This is a genomic window from Comamonas aquatilis (assembly GCF_965139575.1).
Lineage (GTDB): Bacteria > Pseudomonadota > Gammaproteobacteria > Burkholderiales > Burkholderiaceae_C > Comamonas > Comamonas aquatilis.
Map to the genome: position 1 here is coordinate 1 of NZ_CBCSIW010000015.1, position 22,215 is coordinate 22,215.

Annotated in this window: 19 protein-coding genes and 1 pseudogene; 15 read left to right on the plus strand and 5 right to left on the minus strand. The window is 59.3% G+C overall.

Going from position 1 to position 22,215, the window contains the following annotated elements; genetic code table 11:
- Positions 1-108: 108 nt before the first annotated feature.
- Positions 109-609: an oxidoreductase gene (locus ACNAZA_RS15910; protein ID WP_415797524.1), complete on the plus strand. Its 501-nt coding sequence runs from the start codon at positions 109-111 to the stop codon at positions 607-609.
- Positions 610-649: 40 nt separating this feature from the next.
- Here the strand turns inward: ACNAZA_RS15910 and ACNAZA_RS15915 are convergent, their stop codons facing one another.
- Positions 650-1,318 (minus strand): GntR family transcriptional regulator, encoded by a 669-nt coding sequence (locus ACNAZA_RS15915; protein WP_415797525.1) that lies wholly within the window; start codon positions 1,316-1,318, stop codon positions 650-652.
- A gap of 153 nt (positions 1,319-1,471) precedes the next feature.
- Between ACNAZA_RS15915 and ACNAZA_RS15920 the strand changes: the two genes are divergently transcribed.
- The 4 genes from ACNAZA_RS15920 to ACNAZA_RS15935 all read left to right on the plus strand — a co-directional run bounded on the left by ACNAZA_RS15920 (position 1,472) and on the right by ACNAZA_RS15935 (position 5,286).
- Positions 1,472-1,870 (plus strand): carboxymuconolactone decarboxylase family protein, encoded by a 399-nt coding sequence (locus ACNAZA_RS15920; protein ID WP_415797526.1) that lies wholly within the window; start codon positions 1,472-1,474, stop codon positions 1,868-1,870.
- A 10-nt stretch (positions 1,871-1,880) separates the two neighbouring features.
- On the plus strand, positions 1,881-2,744 hold the full coding sequence (locus ACNAZA_RS15925) for an NAD(P)-dependent oxidoreductase (RefSeq protein WP_415797527.1): 864 nt from the start codon (positions 1,881-1,883) through the stop codon (positions 2,742-2,744).
- Positions 2,745-2,816: 72 nt separating this feature from the next.
- Complete coding sequence (locus ACNAZA_RS15930) at positions 2,817-4,283, plus strand: NAD-dependent succinate-semialdehyde dehydrogenase (RefSeq protein WP_415797528.1); 1,467 nt, start codon at positions 2,817-2,819, stop codon at positions 4,281-4,283.
- A gap of 34 nt (positions 4,284-4,317) precedes the next feature.
- Complete coding sequence (locus tag ACNAZA_RS15935) at positions 4,318-5,286, plus strand: tripartite tricarboxylate transporter substrate-binding protein (RefSeq protein ID WP_415797529.1); 969 nt, start codon at positions 4,318-4,320, stop codon at positions 5,284-5,286.
- A 32-nt stretch (positions 5,287-5,318) separates the two neighbouring features.
- On the opposite strand, the pseudogene ACNAZA_RS15940 reads toward ACNAZA_RS15935, so the two are convergent.
- Positions 5,319-5,581: pseudogene (locus ACNAZA_RS15940) on the minus strand (IS30 family transposase); the annotation flags it as partial.
- 547 nt (positions 5,582-6,128) lie between these two features.
- Positions 6,129-6,959: an aminotransferase class IV family protein gene (locus ACNAZA_RS15945; protein ID WP_415797531.1), complete on the minus strand. Its 831-nt coding sequence runs from the start codon at positions 6,957-6,959 to the stop codon at positions 6,129-6,131.
- Between the two features lie 83 nt (positions 6,960-7,042).
- Here ACNAZA_RS15945 and ACNAZA_RS15950 point away from each other — a divergent pair, with 83 nt between their 5' ends.
- Positions 7,043-7,402, plus strand: a complete 360-nt coding sequence (locus tag ACNAZA_RS15950; protein WP_415797532.1) for a MerR family transcriptional regulator — start codon at positions 7,043-7,045, stop codon at positions 7,400-7,402.
- A 194-nt stretch (positions 7,403-7,596) separates the two neighbouring features.
- Here the strand turns inward: ACNAZA_RS15950 and ACNAZA_RS15955 are convergent, their stop codons facing one another.
- Together ACNAZA_RS15955 and ACNAZA_RS15960 are read right to left on the minus strand one after the other, a co-directional pair.
- Positions 7,597-8,118, minus strand: coding sequence for a P-loop nucleotide/nucleoside kinase family protein (locus tag ACNAZA_RS15955; protein ID WP_415797533.1), 522 nt, complete (start codon positions 8,116-8,118; stop codon positions 7,597-7,599).
- 272 nt (positions 8,119-8,390) lie between these two features.
- Complete coding sequence (locus ACNAZA_RS15960; RefSeq protein WP_415797534.1) at positions 8,391-9,008, minus strand: LysE family translocator; 618 nt, start codon at positions 9,006-9,008, stop codon at positions 8,391-8,393.
- A gap of 66 nt (positions 9,009-9,074) precedes the next feature.
- Between ACNAZA_RS15960 and ACNAZA_RS15965 the strand changes: the two genes are divergently transcribed.
- From ACNAZA_RS15965 to ACNAZA_RS16005, 9 genes are all read left to right on the plus strand, one after another.
- Positions 9,075-10,037, plus strand: coding sequence for a LysR family transcriptional regulator (locus tag ACNAZA_RS15965; protein WP_415797535.1), 963 nt, complete (start codon positions 9,075-9,077; stop codon positions 10,035-10,037).
- Between the two features lie 1,755 nt (positions 10,038-11,792).
- On the plus strand, positions 11,793-12,428 hold the full coding sequence (locus ACNAZA_RS15970; RefSeq protein WP_120970329.1) for a Crp/Fnr family transcriptional regulator: 636 nt from the start codon (positions 11,793-11,795) through the stop codon (positions 12,426-12,428).
- Between the two features lie 303 nt (positions 12,429-12,731).
- A complete protein-coding gene (locus ACNAZA_RS15975; protein ID WP_462936559.1) occupies positions 12,732-14,807 on the plus strand; it encodes a sensor domain-containing diguanylate cyclase in 2,076 nt (691 codons plus the stop codon).
- A 171-nt stretch (positions 14,808-14,978) separates the two neighbouring features.
- Positions 14,979-15,911: a LysR family transcriptional regulator gene (locus ACNAZA_RS15980; RefSeq protein WP_415797537.1), complete on the plus strand. Its 933-nt coding sequence runs from the start codon at positions 14,979-14,981 to the stop codon at positions 15,909-15,911.
- A gap of 76 nt (positions 15,912-15,987) precedes the next feature.
- The gene (locus tag ACNAZA_RS15985) at positions 15,988-17,559 is read left to right on the plus strand and encodes an ABC transporter ATP-binding protein (RefSeq protein WP_415797538.1); all 1,572 of its coding nucleotides are present in this window, start codon (positions 15,988-15,990) and stop codon (positions 17,557-17,559) included.
- Complete coding sequence (locus tag ACNAZA_RS15990; protein ID WP_120970321.1) at positions 17,552-18,646, plus strand: ABC transporter permease; 1,095 nt, start codon at positions 17,552-17,554, stop codon at positions 18,644-18,646. The genes ACNAZA_RS15985 and ACNAZA_RS15990 overlap by 8 nt, the downstream gene beginning before the upstream one ends.
- Positions 18,647-18,648: 2 nt before the next feature.
- On the plus strand, positions 18,649-19,569 hold the full coding sequence (locus tag ACNAZA_RS15995; RefSeq protein ID WP_415797539.1) for an ABC transporter permease: 921 nt from the start codon (positions 18,649-18,651) through the stop codon (positions 19,567-19,569).
- Positions 19,570-19,608: 39 nt separating this feature from the next.
- Entirely contained in the window at positions 19,609-20,751 is a 1,143-nt protein-coding gene (locus ACNAZA_RS16000; RefSeq protein ID WP_415797540.1) for a BMP family ABC transporter substrate-binding protein, read from the plus strand.
- A gap of 260 nt (positions 20,752-21,011) precedes the next feature.
- Complete coding sequence (locus ACNAZA_RS16005) at positions 21,012-22,169, plus strand: BMP family ABC transporter substrate-binding protein (protein WP_120970315.1); 1,158 nt, start codon at positions 21,012-21,014, stop codon at positions 22,167-22,169.
- The last annotated feature ends 46 nt before the right edge of the window (positions 22,170-22,215 follow it).

The following is a 22,215-nucleotide window of genomic DNA, read 5'->3' on the forward strand; positions in this document are numbered from 1 at the left end:
ACATTCGAGCCGCAATCCTCAATCGGTTTACTGAACTGGGCTGCCCGCAGACGGTGGCTGTGGCGTAGCCACGTCTGGGGTTGGGGAAATCTGGCCTGGGGCTGATTTATGCAACAACGCCCTCAACGACTGGAAGCGGTCGTGGCGACCATCAAGTCCGTCCGTGCCTCTGTCGGTGCCAGTGTGCCCGTAGGCATCCGTGTGTCTCAGGGCAAGGTTAACGATTTCACTCACAAGTGGGCCGAGGGCGAGCAAGGTGCCGAGACCATCTTTGGCACGCTGGCCGCAGCAGGGGTGGATTACATCCACGTCACTGAGTTTGAAGCTTGGCAGCCTGCCTTTGGTACACATGGACCCACGCTGGTCCAACTGGCGCGCCGGTACGCTAAGGGCCCCGCGATCATTGCAAATGGTGGCTTGCATGATGCATCCCGGGCGCTGGACGTGCTGGAGCATGGCGCGGACATCATCGCTTTAGGGCGTGGCGCCCTTAGCAACCCGGATTGGCCCGCGAAGGTTCAGCAAGGCCTCGCACTGGAAGAATTCGACCGAAGCATCCTGGGCCCTATTGCGGACATCAAGGCATCAGAGCTGGCACAAGCGACTTGAGCAACTGTCACACGCAAAGCTGTACATCGCATACCCAGCTTTACGCTGCTTCTGCTTCGATGCTGCGCAAGACGCTCTCGGCGGCCTTTTTGACATGGGCCTCGCACAGTCTTGCTGCAGTATCGGCATCGCCTTGCTCAATGGCGGCAACGATGGCATCCAGCTCCTGCAGCGTTTGAGGCAAGCGTCCAGGCTGCGACATTGAGATACGGCGCAACACCGTCACTCGGTTGTTGAGCTGTTTGAGCATTTGGCCGGCCACCAAATTGCCGCAGCCGTCGATCAGGATGTCGTAGAACTGGTTTTTGAGCGTGAGGCGCATCGCGCCGTCGTCGCCCAGTTGAGCCAGATCGTCGAGCTTGGCGCGCAGGGCGGCCTTCTGGGCTGCAGTCGCATGCAAGGCGAATCCACGCCCAGCCAAGCTCTCCAAACTGGCGCGGACCTCATAGATGTCTCTTACTTCGGGCACCGAAATGCTGGTCACCTCTGGCCCCTTGTGCGGCACGATGGTGATCAAACCTTCCGCCTGAAGGTGCTGCAGTGCCTCGCGCAAGCAAGGGCGGCTCACATCCAAGCTCTCACACAGTTCGCGCTCGGATAGCTTTTGGCCAGGCGCAAATACGCCATCCAGGATGGCTGTTCGCAGCATATTGGTCGTCCGCTCGCGCAGGGACGTTTCTTCGCGGGGTACACGCAGCGTCTGAATCATGGTCGCATCCTACTTGGTTTGCATGCAATCTGATTGTCATACACGTGAATGTGTACTGGTGCAATACATGATTTCATTAATGTCATATTGTCTGACAATCTTAATAATTAGCTTTATCGACCGCTTGTCGCGGTGTTTTATCAAGGAGCTTTCATGACCCGTCCCTATGCACCTAAGAACCAGGCCCTGTTCGACCAAGGCTTGGCCACCCGCCGCGAAGTGCTCGGCCCTGAGTATGTGGATGCGTCGATCAAGAATGCGACCGACTTCAACATCGACATGCAGGAGCTGGTGACCCAATACTGCTGGGGCGATGTGTGGAACCGTCCGGGCCTGGAGCGTAAGACCCGCTCTTTCCTTAACCTGGCCATGATCACGGCCCTGAACCGTCCCCATGAACTCAAGCTGCATGTGCGTGGTGCCATCAATAACGGCCTGACCAAGGACGAAATCAAGGAGGTGTTCCTGCAGGCAGCGATCTATTGCGGCGTGCCAGCAGCCATCGATTCCTTCCGCGTCGCTTCGGAAGTGTTCAAAGAGATGGACATCTAAGGGGCCAATCATGAGACGTATCGGTTTTATCGGACTGGGAATGATGGGCTGCCCTATGGCCCACTTGCTGCACGGCGCTGGACACACCTTGGTGGTCCAGGATGCCAACCCGGACACCACCAATAGTTTTGCTGTCGAACATTCTGGTACGGTGGTGGCCGTCGCCGCGCAGGACTTTGCTGACTGTGACTCCGTCATCACCATGCTGCCCAACTCGGACATCGTGGATGCCGTGATTCAGAGCCTGCAGCTGCACCTGAAATCCGGAGCCTGCGTGATCGAGATGAGTTCGGCCGATCCCAACCGAACCCGCGCCCTGGCTACCCAGCTGGCACAACAGGGCGTGGGTCTGATCGACGCACCTGTCTCGGGCGGCGTCAAGAAAGCGGTCGCAGGGACGTTGGCCATCATGGTTGGCGGCGACCGGCAGGTGTTTGAGCAGCAAAAGTCCGTGCTGGAGTGCATGGGCAAGGCCATCTCCTATGTCGGACCTGTCGGTGCGGGCCATGCCCTCAAGGCTCTGAACAACTATGTCTCGGCAGCGGCGCTGCTTGCCACCGCCGAAGCCATTCACGTCGGCGCTGCGTTCGGCATCGATCCCGTAACCATCGTGGACGTGATCAATGCGTCCACCGGCAAGAACAACACCACTGAGAACAAGGCGCACCAGTTCATGCTGAACGGCGCCTTCAACTCCGGCTTTTCCCTGACCTTGCAGGCCAAGGATGTCGGCATTGCGGCTGCGTTGGGAGCTTCGATGCAGCTGCCCATGGATCTTGCGCAAAAGGTCTATGCAATGACAGCCGACGCGTCTAAGAAGCTGGGCGCTACGGCTGACCACACCGAACTCTACAAGTTCGTCGGCAACAACTAAACCTGCGCGCTCCCACGCGGGAGCTGCCTCTGTGCGAAGCGGTTGTTCAGCCACTTCGCCCTGGAACACACCATGAGTTTTCAACTAGTTTCCCTGTCCGGGCGGCAAGGGTATGGGCTGGTCTGCGACCGCCTTTTGTCCAACTTGGATGGTCCGTGCATCGATGTCAAGAATCCGGCCACTGGTGCGTTGGTCGCTCGCGTGCCCAAGGCCACGGCACAGGACACTCACGAAGCCGTCCAGGCCGCAGAGCGTGCCTGGCCTGAATGGAAGGCGCGAACCGCAGCAGACCGCAGCCGCGTGCTGGATGCATGGTTTGACCTGATCCAGGCCAATAGCGTGCGAATCGCGGAAACCATGGTGCTGGAGCAAGGCAAGCCCCTGGCCGAAGCAACCGCTGAAGTGACCTATGCCGCGAACTTCGTGAAGTTCTATGCAGAGGAAGCCACGCGGCTCTACGGGGAGGTCATCCCCTCGGCCGCCGGTGACCGTCGCAATCTAGTGGTACGCGAACCGGTCGGCGTGTGTGCCGCCATCACCCCGTGGAACTTCCCCGCGGCCATGGTGACCCGCAAGGCCGCCCCAGCGCTTGCGGCTGGTTGTACCATGGTGATCAAGCCGTCCGAGTTGACGCCGCTGACGGCGCTGCTGCTGGTGCAGCTGGCCCGCGAGGCAGGCGTACCTGCTGGGGCCCTCAACATCGTCGTGGGCGACGCATCGGACATTGGCCCCGTGCTCACCGGATCGCCTGTGGTGCGCATGCTCAGCTTCACAGGCTCCACGCGTGTGGGTCAGTTGCTGATGGAGCAATGCGCTCCAACTGTCAAGAAGCTTGGCCTGGAGCTGGGAGGAAATGCTCCCTTCATCGTTTTTGACGACGCAGACCTAGATGCAGCCGTCGAGGGGGCCATCGCTTCCAAGTTCCGCAATGCAGGCCAGACCTGTGTCTGTGCCAACCGGCTATTTGTGCAAAGCACGGTGTACGACGACTTTGCCAAGAGGCTTGCGTTACGGGTTGCACAGCTCAAGCCAGGGTTCGGCATGGAGCCTAGCGTCACACAAGGCCCGCTTATCAATGAGGCAGCCCGCGAGAAGGCCCTGGCCCACATTGCAGATGCGGTGGCCAAGGGGGCGATGGTCTCCGTTGGAGGCAAGGCAGTTGCTGGGCCTGGGTACTTCTTGGAGCCCACGGTACTGCTGAACGTGACGGCAGACATGCAGTGCATGCGGGAAGAGACGTTTGGCCCCGTCGCACCCCTGGTGAGCTTCGACACTGAGCAACAGGCCATCGATCTGGCCAATGCCACTGAGTTCGGCCTGGCCAGCTATTTCTATTCGCAGGACATCGCGCGGTGCTTCCGTGTAGCAGAGGCCATCGAGTCGGGGATGGTCGGCGTCAACACTGGTCTGATCTCAAGCGAAGTCGTGCCTTTTGGCGGGGTCAAGCAGTCGGGCATTGGTCGAGAAGGATCACGCCACGGACTCGATGAATACACCGAACTCAAGTACGTCTGCTTTGGCGGGCTCCGTACGCGCTGACGCATCCATACACCCATAACCAGGAGACAAATCCATGCGTTCTTTCACCAAAAAAGCTCTCGCGATTGCTTTGGCCGCGGCCTCATTGGCTGCAGCGGCCTTTCCCACCAAACCCATCACCATCATCGTGCCATACGCGGCAGGTGGCTCGACCGATGTGCTGGCACGGGTACTTGCGGAGGCTATGACTCGCGACCTCGGACAGCAGGTCATCGTGGAAAATGCCGGTGGCGCAGGCGGCACTATCGGCACCAGCCGCGTGACGCGTGCAGCCAATGATGGACACACCCTGCTGCTGCACAACATGGGCATCGCCACGGCTCCTGCTCTCTATAGCAAGCTCACTTTCGACGTGAAGAAGGACTTGGAGCCGGTGGCTTTGGCTGGCGATGTGCCCATGATCCTGGTGGCTAACAAAAAGTTCGCTCCTGCCAATCTCGCTGACTTCGTTAAACAGATGAAAGCCCATCCTGGCACAGTGAAGTTCTCGCATGCAGGCATTGGTGCTACATCCCATCTGTGTGCGATGCTGATCAACCAAACCCTTGGCACGACTGTGACCATGGTGCCGTACCGTGGGACGGGGCCTGCCTTGCAGGACCTGGTGGCAGGCAATGTGGATGTAATCTGTGATCAGCCGGTTGCGACCGGCCCGCACATCCAGGCGGGCATGCTGAAGGCTTATGCCATGGCCACCAAGGAGCGTGTTAGCACGATGCCAGACGTCCCCACATTCACCGAGTCCGGCATGCCAGGGTTTGAGCTGGCAGTGTGGCATGGCCTGTACGCCCCCAAAGGAACGCCATCCGCCGTCATAGAGCGCCTGAACAAAGCGACGCGTGTGGCTTTCAGTGAGCCTGCTCTGATCAAGCGCTTCAAGGATATGGGAGTCATGATTCCGCAAGGAGATCGACTGAAGCCCGAGGCCTTGCGCAAGCACACAGTGGTCGAAATTCAGCGATGGGACCCGGTGATCAAGGCTGCAGGAGCCAAGGCCGAGTAGCCGCCGGATCGAATGAAATCGGCATATCCGGCCAAACGTCTGGCTACACAGTGGATGGATTCACCTGCGGCCAGCGCTCTGGAGATTTCTTCTCGCTCGGCCAGAGACACCGTCAAGCGAGATCGGCGTCTTGCAGGTGGCCGAATGCCCCCGTCGCACTCAGGATGGTGTGAATGGAGGAGTGTGGTCGGTCAGACAGTTTGCCGATCTCGTGCAAGGTATCGCCAGCTTCCCAGCGATCCCATATCAGGGCTTTCTGGGCTTCGGTGTAGTAAATCCGCGGTCTTTGCTTCATGCCAGTACTCCTTAGTCATTGTGTTGCATTGACCGGTTGAATCCGCCGTCGAAAGCACAACTTGAATGCATGCAAAAACGTTCACTTGGTCGAGTCAGTCTCCGGGCGCAGCTTTGAGGTGTGGAGCGGACCTGCAAGGACGATTCAGTGCTATGACTGCTTTGGTAGCAGCCGTCATCGACCTTGTTGAGTTAACCGGCTGCAACCAGCCTGAAGCTGCTTACCGTGGGATTGTCCTCACCGGCTGCCCATGGCCGATAGCGTGAGCGCATGAATGCACCAGGAGGCAGACATTCTGAGGCGTGAGCTAGACCGGAAAAGTCAGCTGTCAGTGAGGTCGGCGAACTGGGGCTACCGGCCAGTAGCAGTCCTTGGAATTGCTCCTGCAAGGGACTGCTTCTGGCTATGTGAGCGGTCTGTCGCTGGGTGGCAGACTTGATGGGGCAGCGCGATAAACCGAGGGCACCCATCAGCGGTCCTTCGTATCGGCTATCGGTCGATCCTGAGCACTCGCTCACTTACTGCTTGCCAATGACTGCTTCAAGCGTCAAATAGCTGTCAACGGTTCTGATTCAAAAGCGCTATGCAACAACTCCAGGAAATCGGGCGCTGATGGAAGGTTGGCCGGGCCAAGGCGTCGCACTTCGACAGCTGGAGTCCACGAGTTCATGACCGCGGCCCCTTTAAGCGCGGTCAGCGAATCGATGGTGATCTCCTCAAAACGCTGCGGAACTCCCAGGCGCTCCAGCTGGCGCATCACGATGGACATCGTCGTTCCACGCAGCATTTTTGCCTTTGGCCACACAACGCCCTTGCCATCCCAGAAGACCAGATTCCAGATGCTCGCCTCACTCAGTCGCCCTTGGTTGTCGATGAACGCGGCATCATCAAAACCATGTTCAACGGCCTTGCGCTGAAACCATGTTTTTGCAATCTCCCCAACATGCTTGATTTCGGGAACGACTCTCTCGTAGTTCACGATATCCAGCGCCAACGGTCCCTGCGGGCCACTGGATGGCGGCGATGTTCGCACGAGCATGTGCAGCGGCGCATCATTGCCGGGAGGCGTGAACTCGCCCGCTGACGAATAGATGGTTGTGGTCAAGGAGAAGTCTCCGTCATTTCTGGTCTTCAGTGCAGACGCCAGATAGCTTTTGACCGCCTCATCGGTCAAGGCGCAGCCGAACATGGCCAGTGAAGCCGCATGCAAGCGCTGCAGGTGCAAATCCATGCCCCGCACTTTGCCTTCCCTCACCTGTAGGGCGGTGAAGTGGGCATATCCTGCGAAAGCCAGCGGCCCCAATGCCTCTGACGTTGCAGGACGCCCATTGCGCTGCACGGTTGCTTCATTGAAAGGTCGGTTGCTCATATCTGTCATCTTCAACTCCGTTGCTGGTGAAGTTCGGAGGTTAAACTTTGACAGCACTGTTAAGGTCAAGTGTTTTTTGAAAGGATGAGCAAATGCGGATTGGAGAGCTGGCTCGACGCAGCGGCGTCAGTGAACGTATGTTGCGCTACTACGAGCAGCAAGGGCTATTGCGACCTGCCCGCACCGAAGCGCGCTATCGCGACTATGGAGAGGCAGAGCTTTTGGCGGCGATGCGTATTCGCCAGCTCAATGAATCAGGGCTGAAATTGAATGCAATCCGCATTCTGTTGCCCTGCATGGTTGACGGCCCTGCGACCTTTGAGCCTTGCGACGAAATCCGCTCCGTTCTTACTGACGAGCTGAGTCAGCTTGAGAGAAAGCTTCATGATTTGAGAGAGAGTCGGGATATTGTGGTTGGCTACCTGGCATCGTTGGAACGGGCTGGACTCTAAAGTGTGGGACTCGGATGGTGCAAGTGGGAACGACGCGATTTCCTGTTGATCGGCATGCGCCATGCGTCAGCAGATATGACGATCCGGTCATCGTCATCTGCGAGAGGTGACGTTGAGCTGGGTAAATTCAGCGACGGCAGTTGGTCGGTCTCTGTCCGTCGCTGGGCGCCATAGCGAACGCTCGCCGGGATTGGTTAGCAGTGAAGTACCACGTTGAAGCCTTCTCGCGACGATGGCTCAACAAAATGCCTTGTGATCTGTTCAAACTGCTCATCCGTTGTCTGAAATGGATGAGCGCCAGATAAATTCCGAAGTCGTAAACGCTGCTTGCATTCTTCTTCCGGTACATCGAGAAAGTGCAGGTAATGAAACGCTCCTGCCTTTTCAAAAATACTGCGTCCCCATGCCCTTGCATTGAGAGTATTGAAAGGGAAGTCCAGCACGACGGAGGTTCCTGAACTCAGAAGGTCAACGATATGCACCTCCATGGCTGCTCGCAGTCGGCTCGAGAGTCTGACGTAGTCCGAGATCGTTTGAAGCTCATCGGGATAGAGCTGGGACAACCAACCGTCCTCGCTAATGAGAACTGTCTGTGGATTGGATGCGAGTTGTTTGGCAAGTGTGGATTTGCCCGCAGCAATCTTTCCGCTGATGAGGTGAAGCGATCCGATCACGGATTGGTTGGCACCAGCTTGTTCCGCATGGGTGAAGTCCATTCTTCCATCTCCTTTAAGGTGCCCCGGAGACGGAAAACCCACCTCCAGGGTGGGTTGCATGGCTGCGAGGTCGCGAGCTATCCCACCTTCAATGTGAAGATGGAAATAATTCGCTGGTGAACATGGCAAGCCATAGAAGTATGCTAGCAGAACAGGAAGGCAATACTCAGTCGGAAGGGGCTGATCTTTGCCCATTTCAGCGACGCCATGTGACCTATAGCCGTTGTTCACGCATTACGAGAAGAAGGTGCTGACGATCAACAGAACACGCGTCACTGCGATCCACTAGCTGCACCCAACAGGACGCCAAAAATGATCAAGAGTCCGCCGAAGGCTCGGTCAATCCAGTGGCGCACGCTGAGCAAACGGTCACGCATGGTCCCTGCCGAGAAGCAGAGCGCCAGCAACGAAAACCATGCCATGTGTGCCATAGCAATGAAAAGCCCATAGCCCACTTGCACGCTCACAGGTGTACCTGGGCGCACCACCTGCATGAAAAGACTCACGATAAATACCGTGGTCTTGGGATTCATAGCATTGGTCAGAAATCCGATCCGCAGGGCTGCAAGGTCTGACATCGGTGCCATTCTCTTATCGTGCAAGTCGCCTACTGACTTGGATCTGAGCATCTTCACACCCAGATAGATCAGATAGGCCGCCCCCAACCATTTGATGGCATTGAACAACCACAGAGACTGCTGGATCAGAAGACCCACGCCCAACAACGTGTAGGTGACATGGATCAGTACCCCGAGCCCGATTCCCAGGGCCGTCAGTACACCGGCACGTCGGGAAAGTAGCAGGCTATTGCGGGTAACCATCGCAAAGTCAGGTCCAGGACTTGCTACGGCGAGCAAAGTGATTGTGATAACAGCTATCAGTTCAGTCATTCAGAGTAAATTCGTAGGAACACAGATATGACCAATCCTATTGACCTTCGAAGTAGATGAATAACGATGTTTTCTGACAAAGTTGGTGAGTCTAATTCACTATTAAATGATTCGCGATTGCCTTCCCTCCTCGCACTGCGCTGCTTTGAAGCCGCAGCACGGCTAGAACATTTCAGTCGGGCTGCTGATGAATTGCATCTGACGCATGGAGCGGTCAGTCGAGCCGTGCGTCTGCTTGAAGATGAATTAGGTGTGGCCCTCTTTGAACGTCGCAGCCGACGGGTTCATCTAACGAGCGCGGGGCGTACTCTCGCTCAAGCGGTCACTGGTGGTTTTAACCTCATGCGAAACGCGGTCAGCGAGTTGCGCGCCAGCGCACAACGAGAGCGACGCTGGGTCCTTTCTTGCGAGCCCACGCTACTCATGCGTTGGCTCATTCCACGGTGGCCAGACTTCCAAGCACGCCATCCAGAAATCGACGTCCATCTCGTTGCAGGAGGAGGGCCATTTTCGTTCGCCAACGGTATCGACCTCGCCATCCGTCGGGACGATTTCGTGTGGCCTTCGAACTATCACTCTCACGCACTCTTTGCGGAAAGAGTCGGGCCGGTCTGCCGCCCCGACAAAGTGACAACGTGGTGTACCGGAAAGGGGAGCAAGGCAACGCTCGGCCCCAACGCATATTTCCTGCACACGCGCACTCGGCCGGATGCATGGAAAAACTGGGCAACTGCCACGAACAGAACCTTGGCCGTTGAAACAGGACAAAGCTTCGAGCACTTTTACTTTAGCCTTCAAGCGGCGGTTGCGGGCCTTGGTGTCGCTATCGGCTCTTGGCACATGGTTCGGGACGATCTCGACAATGGCGTGCTGGCTGCTCCATGGGGCTTTGTAGAAGACGGTTCACACTACTGCCTCTTTTCGCCGAATTCTTTATGTGACCACAGTCCCCAGGCATCATTGCTTGAATGGCTCAAGGAAATGGCGAAAAAACACCCGTCTGAAATGCCGGGGCAGGTAACCAGGTAAATATGACGGTTCTTGACCGGTCGCAGGCCCTCGCCAACGACCGCTAACCGGCATGCAAACTCGCAACCAAACCTCGTCCATATTGTCCAGTGTCGAGCGACCGCTCCCGCAGAGAGCAGACGCTGGCTAATGATCTCGCTGCGACTGCAATGGGTCGTCAGCACCAATTCGCTGCTTACGAGAGCTGCCGTTCAGGTTGCCTGGCGAGTTGTGATTCGGCAAGTTTCCGGTTTGAGGTGTACAGCGGACGCCTGTCTAGATAGCGGATCAACGTCTGGTATCGGCGGCAGCGGTCACAGGCTTGCCAAATCTCATCGGCTGAAACCAGCATATAGCGCCACTTCGTGCTGGTCGCCGATAGCTCTCTTTCGAACGATTACCTGTCCACAAGTCGAATGAAGAATGTCAGGGCGTACATTGAACTCGTGCTGCCGGCCATGAGCCGCTCTTCGAGGCTGGTAGCTATGCTTCCATGTCTTGCCCCTGACTAATGGCACTTTAATCGTGACTTTTTACATGCTGAACCTGATATTTCTTTCCAGAATTTCGAGGCAGTCGCGTAGGAGCAGGACTTGTACGTTATCTATTTTCGCAGTGTTAGCCAAAATGCTAACAAAGACAAAAAAGCTAACGTAGCTCAACGATGCAGGAAGATTAGGTAATTTCCCAATTTAGCAAAATACATAACTTGAGCTGTCGCGGATGCCCTGCCCAGCGGCTCAGCCGTCTATGGCCGAGTGGCAAGGGCACATTGTTAGATCCGATCCAATCTTGACCACCAGCTGGTCAGTTTTTGGTTAGCACTAACAGTCGCCAAGGCTACTTCCTTTCGCGGCGGGCCTGCACAGACGTCCACCAAGCGCCAAGCACATTAATATCCGCTTCCATCTCCTCGGGCGAGGGCAGCGGAGCATTCGCAACGTATGCACCGTCATGACCTGTGTAGTTTGAGCACTTTGACATCCACACAGTAATTGCCGTTACGTCTTCGCTCTCAACCGAGACCCTCTTCAATCGACTGGTCTCTATGCCCTTACCGAGTCCAAGCACCACATCATTGAGCAATACCTCTTCTACCTCATGTTTCCAAGTCATGCGAAGGTCGTTGTAGATATCTTGCGCGAGGAGCTTATATCCCGCGTTATCGCCCGTCTTGTGCCCGTGCACACTCCAGCTAGCTTGGCTCGTAGCACGCCAACGCGCTGAGCGACAGTCGCCCCTGCAAATGGACGCGCGTCCTCAACAACACAGAATCCCTCTGATGTCTGACTCAACGTGAGCGCCTTTGGTGCAATGCGACAAGCCCACTGACCGGTCTACGCGGCAGCGGTCATTGATCCACCAAAATGGGATGATGGCAGCCAGCCTCTAACAGACACTCTGCCTTTTTAACGAATGAAAAATTACCTCAATCCTTTGAAGATGAGATCTTTTTTTTGCTGGCCCAGACGATAGTTAAGTTGGCAAAAATGAGGAGTGCGGGAGTTTAAGTAGTTGTTTTACTTGAGCTGGTGTCGTGTTTACGACTTTAGTTCGACAGGGGGGTGTAAGTGATGCACTGGAAGGCGCATGGATGCTAGGCCTGTGTTTACGACATTAATTAGCCGGAATATGTAGCGACAACTGCAGTTTGTCCTCGAACCAAAGCCGCAACCCCAGGGTTGCGGCTTTTTCGTTGGCGGGCTTGCACTATCGGTTTTTCTATTGACTTGGCTCAATACCGGCCTGGCCCAGGCGCGGCACAGTGAGCAACTTATGTTCACTCTGCCCTCCATGTCTCAGCTGGCATCCCGTTTTGGTCAGCCAGAATCGTTTGCTGCAGGCTCATGGCTGAGACTGCGCCGTCAAACCATTGATCATGTGCTCTATCTCGACACGGGCAGCGTGCTGCTCGGCGTGGAGCAGGAGTCGGTGCTGCGCCACCAGCTGGGGCAGCTGACGGGGCCGGCCTGGCTGGATGCCGCATTTGCCTTGCTGGGAAAATCCTCGTGCCTGGACATGCAGGCGCTTGGCGAAGGCCGTCTGTTCGTGATTCCGCTGGAGAAGTTCCACCAGGCTGTGGCCGAAATGCCCGGAGCCGCACAGCAGCTGCTTAAGGACCTGGCCAGCGCCTATTGCTCGCAAGCCGAGCTGGCCGTGAGCCGCCTGGCCCAGGATGCCGAAGCCCGCTGTGCCCAGTGGCTGCTGCACCATGCCACGCCCCATGTCGAAGGTGGGCTGCGGGTCATACTCCACTCCAGAAAGCGGCTGATTGCTGCCCAGCTGGGCATTGCCCCTGAGACTTTTTCACGCGTGCTGCGCCAGTTGCGCGAGCATGGGCTGATTGCGGGGCGGGGTAATGTCATCGACCTGCCGCAACCGGGTGCGCTGAAAAGGCTGGCGGTCGCCTGATAAAATTGTAAGAACGTGTTTGCGATGTTTATGCAGCCGCGCCGAGGCGAACGCAAACCAGCTCAAGTATTGCCATACGCAATCAATGTCAGCTTGAAGGCATAGCCCGAGAAGAGGCGGTGCACGACCCAAGCGCTCTGGGGTTCTTCCTGTTGGGCAACGCGAGGGGGCTCTCTATATTGAGTTCTCATGTCGCAAGGCACTCCATCTCTTCCCTCCCATCCGCCCTGGGTCGCCCCGGAGTCGCAGGATGCAGCGGCAACAGACCGATTGTTGCCCTGGAGCCGCCGTGGGCCCGGCCCGATGCTGCGCGGCATGGTGCTGCTGGTAGCGGTTACCTTGCTGGTGGTCAGCGGCGGCTTGGCGACATGGTTGGTGTATTCCATGAGGCAGGCTGCGCTGGAGGAAGCTCTGCCCATGCGTACGCAGGCGCTGGAGCAGATTTCCCGCAATCTGGCCTTCAGGGTGGAGCAGCAGCAAAGACCGCTGCTGGCCCTGGCAGCCCTGATGGCGGAGCACATTCAGGACTCCCGCGAGGCGCAGGAGGCTCTGCTGACGCAGGCCACCTCCATGGCCCGTCTCTATGAAAAAGTACAGCTGGCAGATAGCAAAGGCCAGCTGCTGCTCAATCTGAGCGCAGCCCGTGCTCAGCCTTTGCCGGCCTTGCCTGAGCCGGTGCGCGATGTGCTCAGGCGCGGGCTGCTGGAGGGCAAGCCGCTGGTGCAAGCCTGGATACACAGCGAAGAGGCCGGCTCTCTACTGGAGCTGCAACATGTGGTGGCCATACGCGACAAGCAGGGAGCGCTGCTTGGCGTGCTGGGCGGGAGCAGCAAGGTCTCGGCCCAGACCTTGCTGCCTTTCGAGGCGGATGCATCGGGCAAGGCGTCCAGACTGTTTCTGTACGCCAAGGATGGCCGGTTGCTGGCCCACAGCACCCGTACCCGCTGGCAGCTGGGTATTCCCGAGAGCGGTGTGACCGAGAACATAGACCCCGCCTGGCTGACGGCAGCCCAGTCCGGCGCCGTCAGCGAGCGCAACGGTGCACAGCTCTGGAGTGCCGTGCCTCTGCCCTGGACCCAGTGGGTGCTGGTGCAGATCTCCGATGCCAAGGAGTGGGCTCCGCATCTTGGCAAAACAGAGTATTTGATGATTGCGCTGGTGCTGGTGGCGGTCGCGGTGATGCTGGGCCTGCTGCTGTCGCTGATGGCACATCCGCTGACGGATCTGTATCGCCGCGCCGATAGGGCGCTGGGCCGCGGTGTGGTGGATGTGGCCGATCCCCAGGTGCGCGGTGCCAACTGGTGGCAGCGCCTGTCCGAACATGATTGGGGCGAGGCCCGCACCTTGCGCACTGCGATACAGGCACTGGGCCAAGGGCAGGAAGGGCACAAAGAGCGTGAGTTGCAACTGCAGATGCAGCTGCAGACCTTGATGGACTATGCGCCCGTGGGTCTGGTCGTGACGCACGGCGAGCTGGTGCAGCGGGTGGGCATGCAGGCGGCGCGCGTTCTGGGCTACACGCCCAAGGAGCTGCAGGGCATGCCCATCCGCAGGCTGTGCGCTTCTACACAAAGTTATGAAGAGTTGATGAACCGGGTCAGCCGGGACCTGGATCTCTACGGCCAATTTGATAGCGAGACCTGCTTGCTGCGTAAGGACAAGAGCCCGGTCTGGGTGCGAATTCACGGCCAAAGCATGCAGCGCCTGCGCCGCAGCTGGGAAGCGCCCAGACGAGACAGTAACGAGGATTTTCTGGTCTGGGAGGTGGAGGATGTGACCACCCAGCGCCTGATGCGTGAGCAGTCCAGCTGGAAAGCCATGCACGATACCTTGACGCATTTGCCCAACCGGGCCGCGTTTGCACTGCGCCTCAAGGACTGGCTGCTGGAGAGCGCTGCCATGCCGCGCGAAAGCGTTTCGCTGGATCTGGCCGGCAGCGAGACCGAGGCCGTCTTGGCCCCGGAAGGGCAGGCCGGCGTGGTGCTCTATCTGGATCTGGATCATTTCGCCCAAGTCAACCGGCAGGGCGGTCGGCAGGCGGGCGATGAGGTGCTGGCGCATATCGCCCGTTTGATCGAAGCTTCGGTGCGCCCCCAGGGCTGGGTGGCTCGGGTCGGTGGTGATGAATTTGCGGTGTTGCTGCCCGGTTTTTCTCAGGAGCAGGGCATGCGGGTGGCGCAGCTGCTGTGCATGGCCGTACAGGACTGGGAGGGTTCTTACGAGGGCCAGCGCTATATGCTGGGTGCAAGCATAGGCCTGCTGGCGCTGGACTCCAGGCAGCACACCGTGGCATCGGCCTTGAAGGCGGTGGACATGGCCTGCTACGCTGCCAAGCGCAAAGGCAGAAACCGCGTGGAAGTCATGACAGTTTCGACCTGAGTGCATGCAAGCGCGTGTGATCACTCGCACAGCGATGGCATTGTTGCCGATGAAAGGGCAATCCCTTGGCTGTGCAATACCGGGTGCTGGGTTACGCTCGCCTCTTCCTTTTGTATACAAAACCAGTGATGGCTGCCTTGACCCCTGTGTGGGCCCATGCAGTGTTGGCCTATGCGCGACCAAACCCTGTTTGACAAGATAGATCTGCACCTGATTCGGGTGCTGCACATGGTGCTGACCGAGCGCAGCGTCTCGCGTGCGGCGCTGAAGCTGGGCATGCACCAGCCGGCGGTCTCGGCGGCCCTGCGGCGGTTGCGCGAGTTGTCGGGAGATGCCCTGCTGGTTCGTTCCGGCACGCAGATGCAGCCTACCGAGGTGGGGCAGCACATGGTGCAACCGGCCGCCGACATACTGCGTGCGGCAGAAAGCCTGTTCAGCGATGCGCGCCAGTTCGATCCGCGCACGGCCACGCGCACTTTTCGCATTGCTGCCAGCGACTATCTGGACCCGCAGTTTCTGCCCCGGCTGGTGGCCACGCTCAAGAAGGAGGCGCCTCAATGCCCGGTCGATATCCTGCCCCTGAGTGCCGAGGCCCATTACGAAGGACAGCTGGCCCAGGGCGAGGTGGATGTGGTGATAGGCAACTGGCCGCAGCCGCCCCAGGGACTGCACATGGCTCGCCTGTTCGAGGATGACGTGGTCTGCCTGGTCAGCCCCAGGCATCCTGCCGTGCGTCGGGGCTGGGATGTGTCTCAGTGGCTGGAGGCCGAGCACATCGCTCCCACGCCCACCTATCCGGGCGCGCGCGGCGTGATTGACGAGGAGCTGGCCGCTCTGGGCATGCAGCGCCATATCGTGGCGCGCTGTGCGCACTTCAGTCTGATACCGGACATGGTGGCATCAAGCTTGCTTGTGCTTACCTCTGGCCGGTTGTTCTGCGAGCGCTTTTGCGAGCGTCTGCCGCTGGTCATCCTTCCCTGTCCCGTACCGTTGCCGCCGCTGGGCTATTACCAGCTGTGGCACGCCCGCTCCCACACCGGAGCCGCCACGCGCTGGCTGCGGGAAATTGTCAAAAACGTGGCGCAAACACTGCGAAATCAATAGCTTGCTACGTAGGCCCATAAAGAGCAGAGAGCTTGTTTGAGTCAATTTGTTATTTAAATTGAGAGACAATCCAGCGATGAATCCCCCCCAAACAAACTCCTCTTCAGCGGAGGCGCCTGCACGCCTGCAGCTGGAAGGTATTACCAAGCGATACCCGGCTGTGGTTGCCAATAATGGGGTATCGTTGAAAGTGCGCCCCGGCGAGGTGCACGCCATCCTGGGTGAGAACGGCGCTGGCAAGTCCACGCTGATGAAAATCATCTACGGAGCGGTCAAGCCCGACGAGGGCCGCATTTTTGTGGACGGCAAGCCCGTCCAGATCCGCAATCCGCAAGAAGCCCGCCAATACGGCATTGCCATGGTGTTCCAGCACTTCAGCCTGTTCGATACGCTGACCGTGGCCGAGAACGTCTGGCTGGGCCTGGATAAAAGCATTCCCCTGCTCAAGGTGATCGAACGCATAGAAGCCACGGCCCGTGACTACGGTCTGGAAGTCGATCCCCATCGCCCCGTGCACACCCTGTCCGTGGGTGAGATGCAGCGCGTTGAAATCATTCGCGCCCTGCTGACCAATCCGCGCGTGCTGATTCTGGACGAGCCCACCTCGGTGCTCACGCCCCAGGCGGTGGAAAAGCTGTTTGTGGTGCTGCGCCGTCTGGCAGCCGAGGGCTGCTCCATTCTCTACATCAGCCACAAGCTGCATGAAATCCGCTCGCTGTGCACGGCCTGCACGGTGCTACGCGGCGGTGTGGTCACCGGCGAGTGCAATCCGGCCCAGGAGACCAATGCATCGCTGTCGCGCATGATGATTGGCTCGGAGCCGCCGGAACTCAAGCACCGCGAGGCCCAGGTGGGCGAGGCGGTGTTGCGGGTGCAAGGCCTGTCGCTCAAGAGCCAGGACCCGTTTGGTGTGGATTTGCAGGAGATCGCGCTGCAGGTGTGCTCCGGCGAAGTCATAGGCATTGCCGGCGTGTCCGGCAACGGCCAAAAAGAGTTGATGTACGCGCTTTCGGGGGAAGACACTCGCTCGAGCCCCGAGATGGTGCAGGTCCTGGGCAAGGGCGTGGGCCGCATGGGGCCTGGCCGTCGCCGTACGCTGGGTCTGCATTTTGTGCCCGAAGAGCGCTTGGGGCGCGGTGCCGTGCCCAGCATGGGTCTGGCGCACAACCTGCTGCTGACCCGCAAGACCTCGCTGGGCAAGGGCGGTTGGATTCGCCTGGGCCAGCTTAAGGAGCAGGCGGCGGACATCATTCGCCGCTTCAACGTCAAGGCCGGCGGCCCGGACGCTGCTGCGCAGTCTCTGTCCGGCGGCAATCTGCAGAAATTCATCGTGGGCCGCGAGATCGATGCCAAGCCCAGGCTGCTCATCATCTCCCAGCCTACCTGGGGGGTGGATGTGGGCGCTGCGGCGCAGATCCGGGGCGAGATTCTGGCACTGCGTGATGCAGGCTGTGCGGTGCTGGTGCTCAGCGAGGAGTTGGACGAATTGTTTGAAATCTGTGACCGCCTGCATGTGGTGGCCAAGGGCCGGCTGAGCCCATCGGTGGCGCGGGCGGACGCCACGGTGCAGCAAATTGGCGAATGGATGAGTGGTCTGTGGGAGGGCGCTGCCGCCCCGTCCACCGCCAAGGGAGGCGCCCATGTTTAAGCTGGAACAACGCCCCCAGGTTTCCAGGTTCTGGACCTATGGCTCGCCCATACTCGCGCTGCTGATCACCGTGCTGATCGGTGTGGGCCTGTTCATCTTGCTGGGCAAGGACCCGGTCAAGGGCTTGCAGGCCTTCTTCTGGGAGCCCATCAAATCCGGCTATGCGCTGGGCGAGCTGGCCATGAAGGCCACGCCGCTGCTGCTGATCGCGCTGGGGCTGGCCGTGTGCTTTCGCTCCAATGTCTGGAATATCGGCGCCGAAGGTCAGTTCGTGATCGGCGCGGTGGCCGCCGGCGGCATGGCCTTGCTGGCGGACAAGACCACCGGCCCCTGGATTGTTCCTGCCATCTTGATAGCAGGTGTCCTCGGCGGCATGGCCTGGGCGGGCATTGTGGCCTTGTTGCGCGACCGCTTCAATGCCAATGAGATTCTGGTCAGCCTGATGCTGGTCTATGTGGCGACGCTGACGCTGGGCTACCTGGTCTACGGTCCCTGGAAGGACCCCATGGGCTACAACTTCCCGCAGTCCAAGACTTTTGAGCGTGTCACGCAGATCCCCAAGCTGGTGCAGGGCATGCGCATGAATATCGGCGTCATCATCGCGCTGGCAGGCTCGGCCCTGCTCTGGATTTTCCTGTTCCGCACCCGTGCCGGCTTTGCGCTGCAAGTGGGCGGTCTGGCACCGGCCGCTGCGCGCTATGCAGGCTTTTCCTCGCGCAAGGCGCTGTGGATGGCCTTGCTGATCTCCGGTGGTGCAGCCGGCCTTGCCGGCGCACTGGAAGTGGCCGGCCCTCTGGGCCAGCTCACGCCTTATGTGCCTGCAGGCTACGGTTTTGCGGCCATCATCGTGGCCTTTGTCGGTCGCCTGCACCCGGTAGGCATGATTTTCTCGGCCATTCTCATGAGCATGTTTTATATCGGTGGTGAGCTGGCGCAGTCGCGTCTGGGCCTGCCCAAGGCGCTGACCGGCGTGTTCCAGGGCTTGCTGCTGTTCACGCTGCTGGCATGCGACACGCTGGTGGTCTACCGCATCCGCAGGGTGGGGCAGAAGATCGGTGCGGCTGTATCTGCTGTGAAGGGCGCCTGAAGATGGAATCCTATGCACTGCTTTTGGGCTCCACGCTGAGCGCAGGTACGGTTTTGGCGCTGGCCGCGCTGGGGCTGCTGATCAATGAAAAGTCCGGCATCGTCAACCTCGGTGCCGAAGGCATGATGCTGTGCGCCGCGATTGCGGGCTTTGCCGTCACTGTGCACACAGGCAATACCTGGATTGGCTTTGGTGCCGGCATGCTGGCCGGCGCCTTGCTGGCGGCCATCTTCGGCATTCTGGTCATCTGGCTCAATACCAACCAGTACGCCACGGGTCTGGCGCTGTCGCTGTTCGGCGCAGGCTTTTCGGCCTTTGTGGGCCTGGGTTATGTGCAGGCCAAGCTGCCCGAGCTGCCCAAGTACTCCATTCCCGGGCTGGCCGATCTGCCCGTGGTCGGTCCGGCGCTGTTCACGCTGCACCCTCTGGTCTACGCAACAATTGCGCTGGCGGCCGTCATGGTCTGGTTTCTATACCGCACCCGCGCCGGTCTGGTCTTGCGCGCGGTGGGTGAGTCGCCTTCTTCGGCCCATGCCCTGGGCTACCCCGTGCGCCGCATCCGCCTGATGGCCGTGATGTTTGGCGGTGCCATGTGCGGCCTGGCCGGTGCTTTCATCTCCGTGGTCTATACGCCGCTGTGGGTGGAGGGCATGGTCTCCGGCCGCGGCTGGATCGCGCTGGCGCTGACGACCTTTGCCACCTGGCGCCCCGCCCGCGTGCTGCTGGGTGCTTACCTGTTCGGCGGCGTGACCATGCTGCAGTTCCACCTGCAGGCCACGGGCGTGCAAATGCCCAGCCAGGTGCTGTCCATGCTGCCGTATCTGGCGACCATCGTGGTGCTGGTGCTGATCTCACGCAATCCCACCTGGATTCGTGCGAACATGCCGGCCTCTTTGGGCAAGCCTTTCTATCCGGGCGCCTAGCCCTGTTCCATTCCAATAACGACGTGTGAGGACCTCCTAATGACCACCAAGCGTGCCCTGATCAAGATGATTGGCCTGTCGGCCGTCTCGCTGGCAGCCCTGACGGCCTGCGGCAAGAAGGACGAAGCGCCTGCTGCAGCTCCGGCTGCGGCGCCTGCCGCTGCCCCTGCGGCAGACAAGCTCAAGATCGGCTTCATGTATGTCAGCCCCATTGGGGATGGCGGCTGGACCTTCCAGCACGAGCTGGCACGCAAGGCGATTCAGGAAAAGTTCGGCGACAAGATCGAGACCTCCATGGTGGAGAGCGTGCCCGAGAGTGCCGATGCCGAGCGCGTGATGCGCGACATGGCAGGCCAGGGCAACAAGCTGGTGTTTGCCACCAGCTTTGGCTACCAGGAGTTTGTGCAGAAGACGGCTGCCGATCTGAAAGACGTGAAATTCGAGCACGCCACGGGCTACAAGACGGCCGACAACGTGGCCGTTTACGACAGCAAGACCTTTGAAGGTGCTTACCTGGCCGGTATCGTGGCCGGTGCCATGACCAAGACCAAGACCGTGGGCGTGGTCGCTTCGGTGCCAATCCCCGAAGTGGTGCGCAACATCAACAGCTTTGTGCTGGGCGCGCAAAGCGTGGATCCTTCGATCAAGGCCAAGGTGGTGTGGGTGAATGAATGGTTTGCTCCTCCCAAGGAGTCCGAAGCCGCCACCAGCCTGATCAATGGCGGCGTGGACGTGATGTACCAGAACACCAACTCGCCCGCCGTTCTGAAGACGGCCGAAGAGCGTGGCGTGCGCGCCTTTGGCAAGGACGGCGACATGAGCGCCTTCGCGCCCAAGGCCCACCTGGGCTCGGCCGTGATCAACTGGACGCCTTACTACACCAAGGTGGTGGAAGACACGCTGGCCGGCAAGTGGCAGACCGGCAACTTCTGGTGGGGCGTGAAGGAAGGCGCCATGGATCTGGTCAAGATCGCTGACGACGTGCCCCAGGAAATCAAGGACAAGGTTGAAAAGGCCAAGGCCGGCTTGAAGGACGGTAGCTTCGCCGTCTGGACCGGTCCCATCAAGAACAATGCCGGCAAGGAAGTGCTGGAGAGCGGCAAGGTGGCCGATGACGGCTTTCTGCGCGGCATCAACTTCTACGTGAACGGTATCGAAGGTTCGGTGCCCGGCGCCAAGTAAGCGCACCGAGCAGGGAAAACGTGGCAACACGTTTTCTCCCAAGGCCCCTAGGGGCCTTTTTTTATTGCAGTTTCACCGGCTTAGACCCACCCAGGGGCTTGCATCTGTCGTTTTCCCGAAACCCTTGGAAACATTGGCCCGATTTATGCATATATTCGCAGGGCAGTTTCCAGTGCCATGGCTGCGAGACAGAAGGGCTGCAAACCGCATTGCCGGCTGCCCCCGGTTTTATTTCCCAACGACTCATCAAGGAAACCTCAATGACTGACTTCCACAAGCGCTCCCTGATCAAGGTGGCTGCACTGTCGGCCGTGACAGCCGCCGCCCTTATCGGCTGTGGCAAGAAGGAAGAAGCACCGGCACCGGCTGCTGCTCCTGCCCCCGCACCTGCAGCCGCTGCTGCCGAGCCGCTCAAGATCGGTTTTGCCTATGTGGGCCCTGTGGGTGATGGCGGCTGGTCCTATGCGCACGATCAGGCCCGCAAGGCGCTGGAGAAGGAGTTCGGCGACAAGATCAAGACCAGCTATGTGGAAAGCGTGCCCGAAGGCGCCGATGCCGAGCGCGTGCTGCGCGACATGGCCACACAAGGCAACAAGCTGGTGTTCGGCACCACCTTCGGCTACATGGACGTGATCCAGAAGCTGGCCCCGGAATTTGCCGATGTGAAGTGGGAACACGCCACGGGCTACAAGGTGGCGCCTACCGTCAGCACCTATGACAGCCGTACTTACGAAGGTGCTTATCTGGCCGGCATCGTCGCGGGCTCCATGACCAAGACCAACACCCTGGGCGTGGTGGGTTCGGTGCCGATTCCCGAAGTGATCCGCAACATCAACAGCTTCACGCTGGGCGCACAAAGCGTGAACCCCAAGATCTCGACCAAGGTGGTCTGGGTCAATGAATGGTTCAGCCCGCCCAAGGAAACCGAAGCCGCGACCAGCCTGATCAACGGCGGCGCCGACATTCTGTTCCAGAACACCGACTCGCCCGCCGTGCTCAAGACGGCCGAAGAAAAAGGCAAGCGCGCCTTCGGCTGGGATTCGGACATGACCGCCTACGGCCCCAAGGCTCACCTGGGCTCGTCCATCATCAACTGGGCGCCTTACTACATCGACACCACCCGCAACGCGCTGGAAGGCAAGTGGACCAGCCGCCAGACCTGGTGGGGTGTCAAGGAAGGTGTGATCGACCTGGTTTCCCTGGCGGACGACGTGCCGGCCGAGGCCAAGGCCAAAGTTGAGGAAGTCAAGAAGGGTCTGAAGGACGGTACATTCAGCATCTGGAAGGGCCCCATCCTGGGTCAGGACGGCAAGGAAGTGGTCGCAGCCGACAAGGTCGCTGACGACGGTTTCCTGAAAGGCATCAACTTCTACGTCAAGGGCGTGGAAGGCAAGGTTCCCGGCGGCAATTCGAAGTAATCGCCCCGTCGAGCTGTGAAGGCCGCCGCCGGGCGGCCTTTTTTAT